This window comes from Wolbachia endosymbiont of Drosophila simulans wHa, from assembly GCF_000376605.1.
In the GTDB taxonomy this organism is placed as follows: Bacteria; Pseudomonadota; Alphaproteobacteria; order Rickettsiales; family Anaplasmataceae; genus Wolbachia; species Wolbachia pipientis.
The window spans coordinates 897,609-912,720 of the sequence record NC_021089.1 but is presented as its reverse complement, the minus strand read 5'-3'; the positions used below and the strand labels follow the sequence as shown (position 1 = coordinate 912,720).

12 protein-coding genes, 2 tRNA genes and 4 pseudogenes are annotated in these 15,112 nt (G+C 36.3%); 13 read left to right on the top strand and 5 right to left on the bottom strand.

The features are described 5' to 3' along the window. Positions 1 to 284: 284 nt before the first annotated feature. Both WHA_RS04135 and WHA_RS04130 read right to left on the bottom strand, forming a co-directional pair. Positions 285 to 1,165, bottom strand: a pseudogene (locus tag WHA_RS04135) (IS110 family transposase). Between the two features lie 827 nt (positions 1,166 to 1,992). Continuing rightward, positions 1,993 to 2,065: transfer RNA gene (locus tag WHA_RS04130), tRNA-Gly, on the bottom strand. 173 nt (positions 2,066 to 2,238) lie between these two features. On the opposite strand from WHA_RS04130, the gene WHA_RS04125 reads away from it, so the two are divergent. The 9 genes and pseudogenes from WHA_RS04125 to WHA_RS06520 all read left to right on the top strand — a co-directional run bounded on the left by WHA_RS04125 (position 2,239) and on the right by WHA_RS06520 (position 8,172). Further along, a complete protein-coding gene (locus WHA_RS04125) occupies positions 2,239 to 2,859 on the top strand; it encodes a ribonuclease D (protein ID WP_015589270.1) in 621 nt (206 codons plus the stop codon). Positions 2,860 to 2,975: 116 nt separating this feature from the next. Beyond that, positions 2,976 to 3,299, top strand: coding sequence for a thioredoxin (trxA, locus tag WHA_RS04120; protein WP_015589269.1), 324 nt, complete (start codon positions 2,976 to 2,978; stop codon positions 3,297 to 3,299). A 42-nt stretch (positions 3,300 to 3,341) separates the two neighbouring features. Beyond that, positions 3,342 to 3,418: transfer RNA gene (locus tag WHA_RS04115), tRNA-Ile, on the top strand. A gap of 70 nt (positions 3,419 to 3,488) precedes the next feature. Beyond that, complete coding sequence (locus tag WHA_RS04110; protein ID WP_015589268.1) at positions 3,489 to 4,145, top strand: CADD family putative folate metabolism protein; 657 nt, start codon at positions 3,489 to 3,491, stop codon at positions 4,143 to 4,145. Positions 4,146 to 4,184: 39 nt separating this feature from the next. Then, positions 4,185 to 4,571, top strand: coding sequence for a dihydroneopterin aldolase (locus WHA_RS04105; RefSeq protein WP_007548841.1), 387 nt, complete (start codon positions 4,185 to 4,187; stop codon positions 4,569 to 4,571). After that, positions 4,568 to 5,852, top strand: a pseudogene (folP, locus tag WHA_RS07300) (dihydropteroate synthase). Before WHA_RS04105 ends, folP begins: the two are co-directional and overlap by 4 nt. Continuing rightward, complete coding sequence (locus tag WHA_RS04095) at positions 5,849 to 6,328, top strand: dihydrofolate reductase (protein ID WP_015589265.1); 480 nt, start codon at positions 5,849 to 5,851, stop codon at positions 6,326 to 6,328. Before folP ends, WHA_RS04095 begins: the two are co-directional and overlap by 4 nt. A gap of 1 nt (position 6,329) precedes the next feature. Beyond that, positions 6,330 to 7,067 carry a putative folate metabolism gamma-glutamate ligase gene (locus WHA_RS04090; RefSeq protein WP_015589264.1) on the top strand — a complete coding sequence of 246 codons (738 nt, stop codon included), beginning with the start codon at positions 6,330 to 6,332 and terminating at the stop codon, positions 7,065 to 7,067. A 116-nt stretch (positions 7,068 to 7,183) separates the two neighbouring features. Further along, a pseudogene (locus WHA_RS06520) lies at positions 7,184 to 8,172 on the top strand (IS630 family transposase). A gap of 230 nt (positions 8,173 to 8,402) precedes the next feature. Here the strand turns inward: WHA_RS06520 and WHA_RS04075 are convergent. From WHA_RS04075 to WHA_RS04065, 3 genes are read right to left on the bottom strand one after another with little or no spacing between them, the layout of a single operon-like run. Next, positions 8,403 to 8,789, bottom strand: coding sequence for a cytochrome c-type biogenesis protein (locus WHA_RS04075; RefSeq protein ID WP_015589263.1), 387 nt, complete (start codon positions 8,787 to 8,789; stop codon positions 8,403 to 8,405). Next, positions 8,773 to 9,813, bottom strand: a complete 1,041-nt coding sequence (locus WHA_RS04070; RefSeq protein WP_015589262.1) for a hypothetical protein — start codon at positions 9,811 to 9,813, stop codon at positions 8,773 to 8,775. The genes WHA_RS04075 and WHA_RS04070 overlap by 17 nt, the downstream gene beginning before the upstream one ends. Before the next feature lie 7 nt (positions 9,814 to 9,820). Next, positions 9,821 to 10,168 (bottom strand): ferredoxin family 2Fe-2S iron-sulfur cluster binding protein, encoded by a 348-nt coding sequence (locus tag WHA_RS04065; RefSeq protein WP_012673282.1) that lies wholly within the window; start codon positions 10,166 to 10,168, stop codon positions 9,821 to 9,823. A gap of 226 nt (positions 10,169 to 10,394) precedes the next feature. Here WHA_RS04065 and WHA_RS04060 point away from each other — a divergent pair, with 226 nt between their 5' ends. The 4 genes and pseudogenes from WHA_RS04060 to tnpC all read left to right on the top strand — a co-directional run bounded on the left by WHA_RS04060 (position 10,395) and on the right by tnpC (position 14,865). Then, entirely contained in the window at positions 10,395 to 10,724 is a 330-nt protein-coding gene (locus WHA_RS04060; protein WP_227738555.1) for a hypothetical protein, read from the top strand. A gap of 12 nt (positions 10,725 to 10,736) precedes the next feature. Next, positions 10,737 to 11,009 carry a 30S ribosomal protein S15 gene (rpsO, locus tag WHA_RS04055; protein ID WP_006279944.1) on the top strand — a complete coding sequence of 91 codons (273 nt, stop codon included), beginning with the start codon at positions 10,737 to 10,739 and terminating at the stop codon, positions 11,007 to 11,009. Positions 11,010 to 11,023: 14 nt separating this feature from the next. Beyond that, entirely contained in the window at positions 11,024 to 13,297 is a 2,274-nt protein-coding gene (pnp, locus tag WHA_RS04050) for a polyribonucleotide nucleotidyltransferase (protein WP_015589261.1), read from the top strand. Between the two features lie 205 nt (positions 13,298 to 13,502). Further along, positions 13,503 to 14,865 (top strand): annotated as a pseudogene (gene tnpC, locus WHA_RS04040) (IS66 family transposase). The last annotated feature ends 247 nt before the right edge of the window (positions 14,866 to 15,112 follow it).

Genomic DNA, 15,112 nt, shown 5'->3' with positions numbered 1-15,112 from the left:
TCATCCGAGTAGCTGACACTGGGATCACCGCGAACCGTTATACCGCCACGAACCGTCATATCAACTATGTTTTTTTTAAATTTTTTGAATTTAGTTTTATTACAACTCTTGTTTATAATTTTGTATTTTTATTCAATTAGAAAATGCATTTTTGACAATAAACACCCTAATTTATCATAGAAAAATTTTATATCAAACAACAGTTACTGCTTAGATTTTATGGTTTGTGCTTTAAGTGTGTGTGGACGCACATATTCGTTAACTTATTTCCTATGCAGATTTTTTTAATTCATATTAACTGCTTCTTTAAGCCTGGCATTAGCAATAACCATAATTTTACGCATTAGAGCTTACCATCTTCTTCTTACCACTTTCAATGAGCTTGGAATAAAATGCACCAAGTGCAGATTTGAGCAGCCATTGCAGCCGTTAGTACGAACATTGCTTCTACCGCCTGTTATTCTTCGATAACCAATAGCTTTTCCACTTTCTTTTGGATGCGCCAGCAAGACTTGCTACTTCTTTTCTGTTTAAGTAGCCAAGCTCTGGCATTAAACACAGAAAGTCTTGAGATAACTTTTCCAGGAACTGTTTTAAGGATTTTTTGACGTTGTTGTAACTCACGGCTTTCATCAATAATTTTTTGTATAGTATTATTGAGTTCATCTATTTGACTATTAAAGAATCCGATAGTTTTTTGACAACTTTCTTTTATATGGTTGTTTTCAGGTGCTTCCAGTCTACATTTTTCCTGAGTTCTCATTTGCGTAATGTCATCACGACGTTGACAAAGTGCAACCAAGGTTGATTGTTTTTCAGAAGTGGGGAGAGAGAGTTCCATGACGCATATTGAGCAAGAGCCCTTGCATCTGATTTATCGGACTTTGCTAAAGTTCCGTGTGACAAGATGAAGCTTTTTACTTTACGGGTATTAGCTCGATGTACAGCGATATTCTTGTCAATAAGAAAATGCGATAAACCAATTTCCTGTATTTTCTAAAGTTACTAAAGAATTAGGTAAGATATCTGAAAACTTTTTAAACAATTGTTGCCAACCAGAAGCATTATTATCAAATTCGACACCACTCTTCTGTGTGTGAACCGCAATAACATTTTTAAATTTTCCGATGTCAATACCAATAAAATTTTGATAAGATGTAACCATATTAATAACCTCGATAGTTTATTGATTTAAGATTGTAAACGGGTGCATACATATGTCCCATGCAACTATTCAAACGTATCGAGGGATAGCCTTGATATAAACGGTTGTCAACGCCGCGTCGGTCGCACACGCCCGCTATTCCTATAGTGAGTAGTTCCCTCTTGTTTCTTTTATAACATATTTTTAACTTACAGCCGCCGCGGTATCTCTTAGCCGCTAACACGTAGCGGGATGACGAGCTTATCGTCACGCCGCCACGAACCGTCATACCGCGATTCATTCGCGGTATCTCGGCAATAGATCCCGCTAACACGTAGCGGGATGACGGTTGTCGTTTAGCCATAAATATTAAGAAATTTACCAAATAAAAAAAAGGCAAAAGAAGCCCTGGGGTTATTATCTGCTTTAAAATATTGGCGTTTTTTATGTTTTAAACGCTTGACAAGCAAGATTTAGCTGCTTTTAATTGCAACTAACCTACGCTGCAAATGTTTAAGAAATTTACTAAGCAGAAAAAAGACAAAGAATCCCCGAGTTAGCTAGTCTTTTACTATCTCTGTCGAGTATTGGCATTTTTTGATGTCTTGTAACGCTTTATAAGCGCGTTCAGCTTATTTAGATAAAAATCTAGATGTAGATGAAGTTTTGTAAAGACATACAGTATCTATATACTGCAAAAAATTGAATATAAGACGCCGATACATTAAGTAATCCTTACCTTTTAATCTGCAGATTGGCGAAAGCAAATACAATAGCTTCAGTTTCATGATAAGGGGGCTAGCGGAGTTTGTCAAGGGATTTTTGACGAAATGATTTTGAAAGTAAAGAGCGGGAGAAGGGGTTCGAACCCTCGACCTCAACCTTGGCAAGGTTGCGCTCTACCAACTGAGCTACTCCCGCAATTAAATTAACCTAAATTTACTTAATTATAGGCATATACAGCAATTTGTAAACCCCCGTGTACACGAAAAATGTGAGAGCCCATAAACTTGTGTGGTTCCTTCTATGATCTTTTCGTATACTTAAGGCTTATTTTTGATTATCATAAGTTTTTAATTATTCCACAAAGCTTTATGGGAATATTTTTATATAAAGACGACTTGCCAGCTAGTTCAATACCAGATGATGTAAGGTCTATAGCTGTTGATACCGAGGCAATGGGGCTACTTCATAGCAGAGATAGATTATGCCTTGTGCAGCTCTCTTTTAATGATGGCAACGCTCACTTAGTTCAACTCAAGAACGATTATACAGCGCCAAATTTGAGAAAAATATTAGAGGATAAAAATATAACTAAAATATTTCACTTCGCGCGATTTGATGTGAGCATAATACGTTATTACTTGGAAACTTGGGCACTTCCGTGCTATTGCACAAAAATAGCTTCACGTTTAGTTCGCACTTACACAGATAATCATAGCTTAAAAGAGTTGTGCTTAGAGCTGCTTGATACCAAACTAAATAAGCAGCAGCAATCTTCTGATTGGGGAAATGAAAATTTAACAGACAAACAAAAAAGTTATGCTGCATCTGATGTTTTGTATCTCCACAGGATAAAGGAAAAGCTAGACTTAATGCTGGAACGTGAAAATAGAAAAGAATTGGCCCAAAAGTGCTTTGAATTTCTTCCTACTCGTATTGAGTTAGACTTAATGGGTTGGGAAAACGTGGATATCTTTAACCACCAGATGTAATAGAAGTTTTTTGTTTGTGCAAAACACTTTAGGGCAATTTTTCAAGCTCTGCGGTAAGAATTTAGTTGATTAACTGCTAATAGATATGCTATATTTTACAAAAATTTAGGTATTTTATGAGTGATGATATTACATCGGTAAATGATCAAAATTTCAAATCTGAAGTCACTGACTATAAAGGGTTTGTTCTGATAGACTTTTGGGCAGAATGGTGTGGGCCATGTAAAAGTCTAATGCCACGTATCGAACAATTGGCTAAAGACAGAAAAGGCAAGATTAAGATCTGCAAATTCGACATAGATGAAGGGACTGAAGTGCCAAGTAAGTATGGAGTGAAATCTATACCCACTTTAATCATATTTCAAGATGGTAAGGAAATTGCACGCAAAATTGGTGCAACAAATGATTTGTCAAGTTGGGTTGATAGTGAAATAAGCTAATAGACAAATTTGCTTTTGTGTGTATTATAAATATTGATAAAAGGGATTGTAGCTCAGTCGGTTAGAGCAGTTCGCTCATAACGAATTGGCCGTAGGTTCGAGTCCTACCAATCCCACCATTGTTAGCATGATCGTAACAATGAGAAAGCTGTAGTATATGAACTATATGTTGATATAATGGAGGAAATAATGAAATTTACTAAGTCTCTAAATAACAAGTTAGATGAATTGCACTTACTAAATCATCCATTTTACCAGTCATGGAATACAGGAAGCTTAAGCTTGCAAGCTTTACAAACCTATGCTAAAGAATATTATCACCACGTTGCTGCGTTTCCTCGTTACATCAGTGGTATACATTTTTTGTGCCCAGATCTAAAAATGCGACAGGTTTTACTTGGTAATTTAATAGAAGAGGAACAAGGTGATGAAAATTATCCAGAATTATGGCAACGTTTTGCTGAAGGGCTTGGCGTTGCGCGATCTGATCTTCGTGAAAGTGCACAGATTAAAGAGACACAGGAGTTAGTTGATGGTTACTTTGATATTGTAAGATCAGGTTTTGCGGCAGGTCTTGGAGCCTTATACGCTTACGAACGTCAAACTCCAGAGGTTTCTAAGTCTAAAATTGAAGGTTTAAAAAAACACTATTCAATAAGTGATGAGTGTTCTCTTCAATTTTTTACGGTTCATATGGAAGCTGATGAGTGGCATTCTGAGGAGTGTGCAAATCTTATTGAAGATCTAGATGAAAAAGAGCAAGATAAAGTTATGCAGGGTGCTCAAAAGGGAACAAAGCTCTTGTGGGGTTTTCTTGATGGGATGATAAATGCCAGTGTGTGTTAGTAGTTGTAAGTAGCTTAAACTCAGTGATGTTGGAATGCAATGTCTGCATGTAATCTTCTTATATCTGACTTACGGCTTTGGGTTCATTTAGGCTATAGTGCAGAAGAGAAGTATCATTCTCAATTAGTTAGTGTTAATATTGATTTTACCTTTAAATCCCCCCCTTTAGGACTTACAACTGACCGGCTTGAGGATACTATATGCTACTTGGAGGTAGTTCAGAGTATTCAATCTCTCGTTCAAAGCAAGCAATTCAACTTAATCGAGCATTTAACTCATGATATATACAGGACCATTAATAACCTTGTGATGCAAAAAAAGCTTATTATTTCTTCTATAGGCGTAACTATTCACAAAGTTGCACCACCTGTCCCCAGTGTGCATGGAGGTGTTTTCTTTACTTATCGTAATGCGTTGCAAGAATGATTTACATTTCTATTGGCTCAAATATGGGGAATCGCTTTTCCCATTTACAAAAGGCTGCTCAGTTACTGCAGGAACGCTATTTTAAAAATTTAAAATCTTCAATTATTCTGGAAACTAAGGCTATTTTACCAAATGATGCTCCACCTGGGTGGGACAGGCCATTTCTAAATATGGTTGTGTATGGAAGTTGTTCTTCTTCTCCTGAAGAGCTGTTAAAGGGCCTTAAACAAATTGAGTGTGACATTGGCCGCCCGCAGGTCTATGAAAAATGGGCACCTCGCGTTATTGATTTGGATATTTTGTTATGGGATAACCTGACACTTGATACATCCTACCTTAAGATTCCTCACCCAGAATTGATAAACAGACCATTTTTGCTTCACTTGATGGCAATGCTGAGTCCCATGGCAGTAGTTAACAAAACGTTTGGTACTATTAACCCTAACATTAAGGATTGCTTTTTAAGGAGTTTTACGCTTTCACCAGAGCTTGTAGGTATTGTTAATATTACTCCTGATTCATTTTCAGATGGTGGTCTTTATTATGATGCAGATCAAGCAACCAAGCAAGCAAGCACTGCAACTGGTATCAGACGGTGCAAGTATAGTTGATCTTGGTGCTCAATCAACAAGACCTGGCTCCTCAATACAAACTCCAAAAGCAGAATATGCACGCTTAAAACCAGTGCTTGATAATCTCAATCAGTATATGAAAGTTGGTGATATTAAAGTCAGCATTGATAGTTTCTGGCCAGACGTTATTTTAAATGTTTTGGAACACTACAACATTGCCTGGATAAACAATCAGAAGGGAGATCTAGATGATAATACCTTAAAAGCAGTTGCTAGTAATGGTTGCAGCATCGTTATTATGCATTCACTTTCAATACCACCACATAGAGACAACATTATTCCAGACGACACTGACCCAATTGATATCATAAATAATTGGGCAGAGAAGAGCATTAGCAGGTTACTTACCCTAGGTTTTGATCAAAGCTCGATAATTATTGATCCTGGTATTGGTTTTGGAAAATCTCTATATCAGAATATCTGGCTTTTATGCAATATAGAAGCATTGCAAAGTTTTGGCTGCAAAGTTCTGGTTGGCCATTCTAGAAAGTCATTTATTTCTTCTTTTTCTACAGAACCTGTCTTTAACCGAGATTTAGAAACAATTGCTTTATCATCTGCATTGCACAACAAGGTTGATTTCCTTCGAGTGCATAATGTGCGTGATCACATGCGATTCTTTGTAGCTCAAGCTGCTTTACAGGGATGATAGTTATCGGAATTATGGCTGTTGATCCCAAGGGGGTAATTGGAATAAATAATGGATTGCCCTGGCATTATCCAAGTGAGTTAGATCATTTTCGTCAGGTGACTGACAAACAAGTTATTGTTATGGGAAGAAAAACATTTGAAACTATGTCTCAAAACATATTAAAGGATCGTATCCCTGTTGTTTTTTCTCGTGACAAATTAAATTCTTGTTTTAACAGAGGAGTAAAATGCACTATTATTTCTTCTATGCAAGAGTTTTTGTCAATCCAAAGTAATTCTAAAGTCTTCATGATTGGTGGAGCACAAATAGCGCATCTTTTTTTGGAGTATGATCTAATCTCAGAATTTATCATAACAGAAATTCACAAACCCTATAAAGGTGATGTATATTTCAACTTAACACTTCTTGATGGATGGCATAAAACTATTCTCACCAAAACGAAAGATTATACTATATGTAGGCTAATACGTTAATATGCATGTTAAAGCAATTTATACCCACCGCATTGAATGTGGGGAAGTATTAGAGCAGGTTCTTGATCGCTATGTTTCAGAGTTGCTAGGAGAGGAAGTTGTTCTTGCTATCACATCAAAAATCATTTCTATTTGTCAAAAACAAGTGGTTTGCAAAACTGCTTGTTCTAAAGAAGAGCTAATCAAAAGAGAAGCTGATGCAATTGTTGATGTAGACCATAATTCTTACGGCATCTATTTAACAATCAAAGACAATATCTTAATTCCATCTGCTGGTATTGATGAATCAAATGGTAATGAAATGTATATTTTATACCCAAAGGATGTTCAGAAAACAGCTCTATCAATATGGAACTATCTCAAGACAAAACACTGCATAAAACATCTTGGTATTTTGATTACAGATAGTAACATAACACCTATGCGCCTTGGGGTTACGGGCGTTGCTCTTGGTTGGTGTGGATTTGAACCATTTTATTCCTATATAGGCAAGCCAGATCTTTATGATCAACCACTGCAAGTAACACAAGTCAATCTTCTTGATGCGCTGGCAACGTCTGCTGTTTTAGTTATGGGAGAAGGGGCGGAGCAAACACCAATGGCAATAATTAGTGGCGCACCAAAGATTCACTTTCTTACTCGTCTGCCAACTACAGAAGAAGAAAAAAGTGTGAAGATATCTATGGAAGAGGACCTTTACTCTCCTCTCCTCATGCGAGCCCGCTGGTTAAAGAGTTAAAGAGGAACTTAAAAATTTGCTATTAGACTTCTTATACCAATTCCTGCTACACAAGTAACGGATAGACAATAATAGAAAAAAAGCCATACTGAAGTAAGTAAAGTAGCGAGGTTTAAATGGCATTAAGATCAAAATTATTGGATGAAAAAGTGGTGGAATCAGCAAAAGAAATGCTGAAGAAAGTAAGAAATAACGCATATGTTGCAAAAAAACTAAATGCTGTAATTGCAGCAAAAAAGCACAGTATAACAGCCGTAGCAAAGATATGCTGCATTTCAAGAAAGGCACTTACTGCATGACCTAAAATTTGGCAGAGAAGAAAAATTATTTGCTCCGCCTCAACGCCGTAGAAAAACTATATTGAATCAAAGTCAACGTGAACAAGTTGAGGTGTGGATAGAGGAAAACCCCAATATTACTATAAAAGAAATGAAAATAAGAATTCAAGAAAAGTTTGGTTTGAATATCAGCAAATCTACAGTACACCGTAATATGCAAAGAATGAAATTCTCATATATCACACCAAGACCAGTGCATAACGGACAAGATAAAAGTAAACAAGAGGAATTTAAAAAAAAATCTTAATGAAACTATTGTCATGTATCCTGAAAAAGAGCTATTTTTCTTCGATGAATCGCGGTTTGGCACACATTCAAAGATTGGACACGGGTGGTTTAAAAAAGGCATTAGGACACAGGTTAAGGTAAAACTAGGTAGGCAAAATTTTTATCTCTATAGTGCAGTTAATCCCAGAAATGGAGAAAGTTCTAGCTCAAACGTCAATACTGATTGTATGAATATATTCCTTGAGCAGATGTCACAATATTTAGGAACAAGGGAGGCATTTCTTATCATGGATTGTGCTAGTTGGCATAAGTCAAAAAATTTAAAAGTACCTAAAAATATCGACATTATATACCTACCACCATACTCACCTGACCTCAATCCTGTTGAGAGGTTTTGGTTATATATAAAACAGAACATTTTGCGTAACAAAATCTACGACACAATTGCTTTGCTTGAGAGCGCTTTGTGCAAATTTATTACCTCTCTTTCTCACTCCACAATTAAAAAACTCTGCAATGCCGCTTATTTGATTCACTAGTAATGAGAATTGGTATAAACATGTTGCCGTCCACTTCCGCCTAACAAGTATAATGCGGCTTGACAAATTTATTGTCATCTCAGACCGCGGAGAGAACCATATGCTACTTTTAACTTATGTAAAATTACCAAGGATTATGGAGAAGATATGCTGTTTTGATTTGTGTGAAAATTATTGTTGACTTATGTGCAATTAGAGAACCTAAGTCACTTTAGCTATATATAAAAGGTTTAAGTGGTTGTATTGATGTATCTTTGTATTAAAAAACACCCAATAAGCAGAGTTGTAAGTGGAATAAACCACAAAATGTAAGTGCTAGATTTTATAGGCGGTACGATTATAATTGAATTGCCGTAAGAATTTTTTAACTCTGAGATTATCTCTTCATCTGTGTATCCATCATTGATTTTTTTACGAATTGCTTCTCGCATATCATACGCGATCTGAGATCCAGATTCAGACAATGATTCGCCAGAACATATTGGACACCTTATTATTTCAAATAAACTGGTTGCTCGTTTTTCCATGCTTTTATCTCTGAGTTTATTATCCAGAGTAAAAGCGTTTACGCCTGAGTGGAATATCAATATGAAAAGTAAACTAACTACTGCTCTCATCCTTGGTTAATTGGGTTATTTTACTGAGCTGGTTCATAAAATCAGTGGTGGATAACTTTCCAATAAAGCTTGACCCTACATCATCATCGTACTTTATTGAAAATTGAATGCCATCATCAGTTGTTTTTTCTGATAAGGAAGACATTAATTTTTCAAACGCATCTGAAGTTTTTGAGTCACCAATCATAAACGAGATTAATTCTTTATAATTTGATATAGCCACGTTGATTTTGTCTTTAAATGAAGACGTAACCAAATTATAATTTCGCACTCCACCATCTGCAGCAAGAGAAAAATTATTACTTTGAATTAAAAATTTCTCTATGTTGAAATTAATTCTGGAAGCTGAGATGTGGTTTACAAATTCGTAATCAAATTTAGTGTCGATACTAAGGTAACTTTCAGGACTTGCAGTATTTTTATACCGATAAGTATAAAAATCAAATCCTAGTTTAGTATTTCCACTTGGTTCTTTATCGAGGTGAAATTGAATGTAATTGCTTTTATCATTCACTTCAGTTATAACACTTTGCTGATTTTCTAAAACATCACATTTTAATCCATAATCTTCGTAACGAAGTGTATCTATATAGTCTATCACGGTACTATTTTTGTTGAATCGCAATGAAGATGGTAAATCGTTTAGTCTAACAACAAAGTGGCTGCTATCGTTTGTGTGGCATTTTATATTCTTTTTCTCATCATCATGAACAGCAATGTTGACTTCATTGCTTGGTATGTAGATATATACTGATTTATCAAACAATCTATTTTTTATCAATAAAGCATCAGATGAGATGGTTAATTGCTCATTGGAAAATTTTGGGTTTGTCACACGGAAAATTAGGTTAGAAGGAAATCCACTAAAATCATGTGAAATATCAAATTTTTCGTCGTTAATGTATAGTATTGTTTCAGCTAAAAGATTTTTTACCTTACATGCAGAAAAATACCAAAAACCACTATACGCTACAGGAATAAACAAAAGTAAAGAGATGATAATATAGATAAAAATCTTACGCATGATTCCCCTATTTATCTAATGATATGTTTCTTGTACCCCTTGGTATGGTTACACACAAGCCGTCGATATCTTTTGTGATTTTTATTTGGCATCCAAGCCTCGACGTCTCTGTTAAGCCGAAAGCTAGGTCTAACATATCATTTTCCTCATCAGATATAGGGTTATGTATTTCTACAGCATTATAAAACTTTGGATCAACAATTACATGGCATGTAGAGCAAGCAAGAGAACCTTCACATGCACCTTCAAGCAGATCTGGATCACTTCTGTGGGCTAAATTGAGCAGAGTTTCTCCCTCTGCAGCTTCATAGCTTTTCTTACTCCCATCAGGTAAAATAAAAGTAACAGATGGCATATTATTCCTATTAAAATCCTTACTAATTTCTTTATATCCTACAGGTAATAACTAATATTTGCAAACTCTTTACAATTCCAGTACCTATATTTCTTGTTATCCAAGTATCTCCTTTAGCATAGATCCCGCTAACAAGCAGCGGGATGACGATTGTCAGGGTGTCATCCCAGCGCCCCTCTGTCATCCAAGTAGCTGACACTGGTTCCTTTATGATGGTAGCGCCCCTATGATGTCATTCCAGTGCTCCTTTCTCGTCATCCCAGTGTCAGCTACTTGGATGACAGAGGGGGGTGGGATGACAGAAGATGATGGAGTGACAGGGAGTAATACAAAAAGTTTCGTCATCCCCATTGAATCGGCTTTAAAATCGATGTTCAAAGTTGAAATTTCCCTAGAAGATGCGGGGAAAATCAGAAAAGGTCAGGAAGTTGTATTAAATAACTTGCGTAATTTAAAGAATCATGATATTTGTTGTACGGTGGTGGGTAGTGTACCTATTGCAATCTGCAGTTTTATTTATGGTTGTGTGAAACCTATTCGTGTTTTTAATATTTAAAATGAGGTTTAGATGTCGATAACATCCGAAAAGAAAAAGAGTTTGATAAATATATATGCAATTAAAGAAGATGATACAGGCTCATCTTTTGTACAATGTGCAATTTTGACCGAGAGGATCAGTAACTTAACTGAGCATTTTAAAGTGCACAAGCATGACCATCACTCTAAGCGTGGTTTACTTATATTGATAGGTAGAAGACGCAAGCACTTAAATTATATAAAGCGTAAATTTGGTAATGAAGCCTATCAGGAATTAATAGAGAAGTTAGGCATTAGAAAATAATCGAGGAATTTAATATGTTTAAAATTATAAAAAAATCTATAGAGTGGGGTGGTCGTGCCTTATCTTTAGAAACAGGAAAAATAGCACGCCAAGCTCATGGTTCAGTAGTTGTAAATTACGGTGATACTTCTGTTTTAGTAACTGTTGTACGTAAAAAGAAGGAAGAAAGCGTTGATTTCCTACCTTTAAATGTGCAGTTTATCGCAAAAAGCTATGCCATGGGTAAGATCCCTGGCGGGTTTTTTAAAAGAGAAGGCAAGCCATCTGATAGAGAAACTTTAATCTCAAGAGTAATAGATAGAAGTATAAGACCACTATTCCCAGAAGGATTTCATGATGAAATTAGTGTGGTGTGCAATCTATTAACTTATGATACAGTCAATCCTCCTGAAGTGCCAGCATTGATTGGTGCTGTTGCAGCTCTTGCAATTTCTGGTGTTCCCTTTCACTTTACTATAGCTGGAGTGATGGTTGGTTGTGATGAAAATAATAACTATATACTCAACCCTTCTGTTCAAGAGATGAAAGCAAGCAGCTTGGATCTGTTTTTGTCTGGTGATGAAAATTCAATTTTAATGGTTGAATCAGAAGTGAAAGAGCTCTCTGAAGAAAATGTTTTTAATGCAATAAAATTTGGCCATGAACACCTTAAGCCTGTCATTAAGCTCATAAAAGAGTTTGCTGATACAATTGGCAATAAACCTGAGAGCTTTGCCCCTATTGATGCATCAGATATAACACAAGAGCTCGAAAAATACGGTAAAGATTTTGAAAAAGCATATTCGCAAACAGTAAAACAAGAGCGAGTTCAAGCTCTAGAAGCGATCAGAGAGAATATATTGAATACTCTTAAAGAAACTGGAAAAGACGAAAAGTTAATTACGTATGCAGTAAAAAATTTTGAAAGATCTTTAGTACGTGAAATAATTAGGAAGAAAAGTGTAAGGATAGACGGTCGTAAGCATGATGAGATACGTCAGATAGAAGTTGAAGTTGATATTCTGTCCAAAACTCACGGTTCTGCACTATTTACAAGAGGCAATACTCAGGCACTGGTTGTTACTGCTCTTGGCACCACTCAAGATGAGCAAATTGTGGATGATATTGAAGGGGATAGACGTGAGCATTTCATGTTGCATTATAACTTTCCCTCATTTGCTGTTGGAGAAACTTCTGCTGCGCGTGCACCAGGAAGAAGAGAAATCGGTCATGGCAAACTTGCTTGGAAAGCAATTCATCCTGTTTTACCCGATAAGTCTGAATTTCCTTATACAATAAGAGTAGTGTCCGAAATTTTGGAGTCTGATGGTTCTTCTTCTATGGCAACAGTTTGTGGGACTTCTCTTGCTTTAATGGATACGGGTGTGCCAATAAAGGCCCCTGTTGCTGGAATTGCTATGGGTCTCATCAAAGATAAAGACGAGTATGTAATACTTTCCGATATACTTGGTGATGAAGATTATCTTGGTGATATGGACTTTAAAGTAGCAGGAACTAGTGAAGGGGTTACGGCGCTACAAATGGACATGAAAATTTCTGGTATAAGCTTTGAAATTGTTGAAAAATCTTTAGAACAGGCAAAAGCTGGAAGATTACTTATTTTAGAAAAAATGAATGCAGTGATTTCAGAACACAGTGATGATGTCAAAGACCATGCACCAAGGATGTTATCATTTTACATAGATAAAGACAAAATTTCTGCTGCTATAGGTTCTAAGGGGAAAAATATACGCAGTGTGTGTGAAAGAAGTAATGCAAAAATTGAAATAGGAGATGATGGTAAAGTTTCTGTTTTTGCTACGAGTGGCACTGAAGCTGAAATTGCAAAGAGTATGATGATTGATTCAATAACAGAACTAGAACAAGGTTCTATAGTTGATGTCAAGGTTGCAAGAATAGAGAAGTCTATTGTAGAGCTTGAATTTCTTAATGGCAGAAAAGGAAAAATGCACATAAGTGAAGTAGCTAATGAACATATAGATTCTATAGAGAGCGTACTTAAACAAGATGATACTTTCAAAGCACTAGTAATTGACTTCGAAAAAGGTGGGTGTCCAAAGTTGTCAAGACGTCGGGTTGATCAAGAGACGGGAGAGTTTTTTGAAGGTGAGCTTTACAACGAGGAAAGGAAAGATGGTCCAAATGACAGGGATAATTATTACAATAATTCATTTAGTAGAAAACCTGGAGGAAGTCACCATAAGAGGCCTCCTCGTCCTCGTTCTGGTTTCAGCAACAGAAATAGGCCGAAATTTGGTAATAATGATTCATCATCAGGTTTTTATTAAGAGTAAACTTCTTGCGTTACCTCTCGTCATTCCAGTGCTTAATACTGGAATGACACCCTTTCTGGTGAAGGTTGTTCTCAAATCACAATGTTAGTACAATTGTGGTGTTAGCTATAGCTAACCCAAGGTATCCGTTCAGCGGAGTGGTAGAATAAGGTAGACAAAGTGATCTAAAAAGATAATCATAGAGCAAAAGTGAGGTAATGTGGTAAACCTTTTAGAACTTTGCAAAAATTTACAGCAAAAAATAGAAAAACTGAAAGCAGAGATAGAAAACTTAAAAGCAGAAAATAAAGCTTTAAAGATAGAGAACGCTGAATTAAAGGAAAGGCTTGGTTTAAACTCGAAAAATTCATCTCTACCGAGCTCTAAAGAATTGTACAAAACAAAAAAGGACAAGCCAAAAAGCGAAAGGAATGTTGGCGATCAGGTTGAGCATAAAGGAAATTTTCATGCTACAATGGAAGCGGATAAAGTAGTAAAAATAGAGTTGCCTAATATTTGCGAATGCGGAGGAGAGCTTGTAATATGCGAAAAACCTTATGTTCACCAAAAAGTTGATCTTCCGGAAATTAGGCCTTATGTAGTAATTGGAACATGGTCGTTGTTGGAGATGCAGAAAAAGAAAAAGTAGCAAGTTACCAGAAGGTGTTACGCCAGATACATTTGGTCCAAGGGTTAAGTCTATAATTGCAGCACTCAGCGGATTTTACAAAAACTCAAAGCATGAAGTGGCTAGTATCATAAATGACATTTTTAATTTGAACATAAGTGTTGGCAGCATATCAAATAGTGAACACAGAGTTGCATTAAAATGCGAAAAAACATATGAGCAAATCGAACAAGAAATAAGCAGAAGTGAGGTTTTGCATATCGATGAAACCAGTCACTATAACAAAGGAAAACTTGGCTGGTGTTGGATGTTTGCAAGCAATACGGCAAGTTTTGTAAAATTGACAGAATCAAGAGGAATGAAGGTTTTGCAAGACAGCACATTTTGCAATCGCAATAGTTTGATAGTAACTGATAGATATTCAGCCTACAACTACTTTAATGATAAGAAAAGGCAAATCTGCTGGGCTTATTTAATAAGAGATTTTGAGAGGCTGGCTCATAGCTGGAACATTGAAGTTAAGATTCTTGGCTGTTATGTAAGAGATGTCACTACTGAATTATTTGCACTAAAAAAAGCTTTACTAAAAAATGAGATAGACATTTTAAGATTTGCCAGACGTGCAAGAAAATTGCGAAAACGTACAAGGTATTATTTGAAGGAAATATCTCGCTTACCTGAAGCAATTGGAGCTTCTCGAGTTGCAAAGAATATTTTGAAATCTGAAAGAATGATGTGGAAATTTTTAGATGACCCAGAAAATATTCCGCTGACAAATAACCATGCTGAACAGCAAATTCGGCATTATGTCGTTTATCGCAAAAATTCATATTTTACCCAATCGAAGCGGGGAAATGCATTCCTTGAACGGATAATTTCATTATACTTGACATGGAAACAAAGGGGTCTCAATCCTTTCCAAAACCTCTTATCTATCATCTCTTACACCGCTTAGCTGAACGGATACACGTGAATGTTGCAATTACAAAAGCGATCTCTACTAGGAGGATGTCATTTCAGTGCCCCTGTGATGTCATTCCAGTGCTCCTTTTTTTGTCATCCCAGTGTCAGCTACTTGGATGACAGGGGAGGGAGGTGCTACCCTGACAATCGTCATCCCGCTACGTGTTAGCGGGATCTAGAGATACCGCGAATGAATCGCGGTATGACGGTCTGCGGCGGTATGACGTAGGGCTGCACTA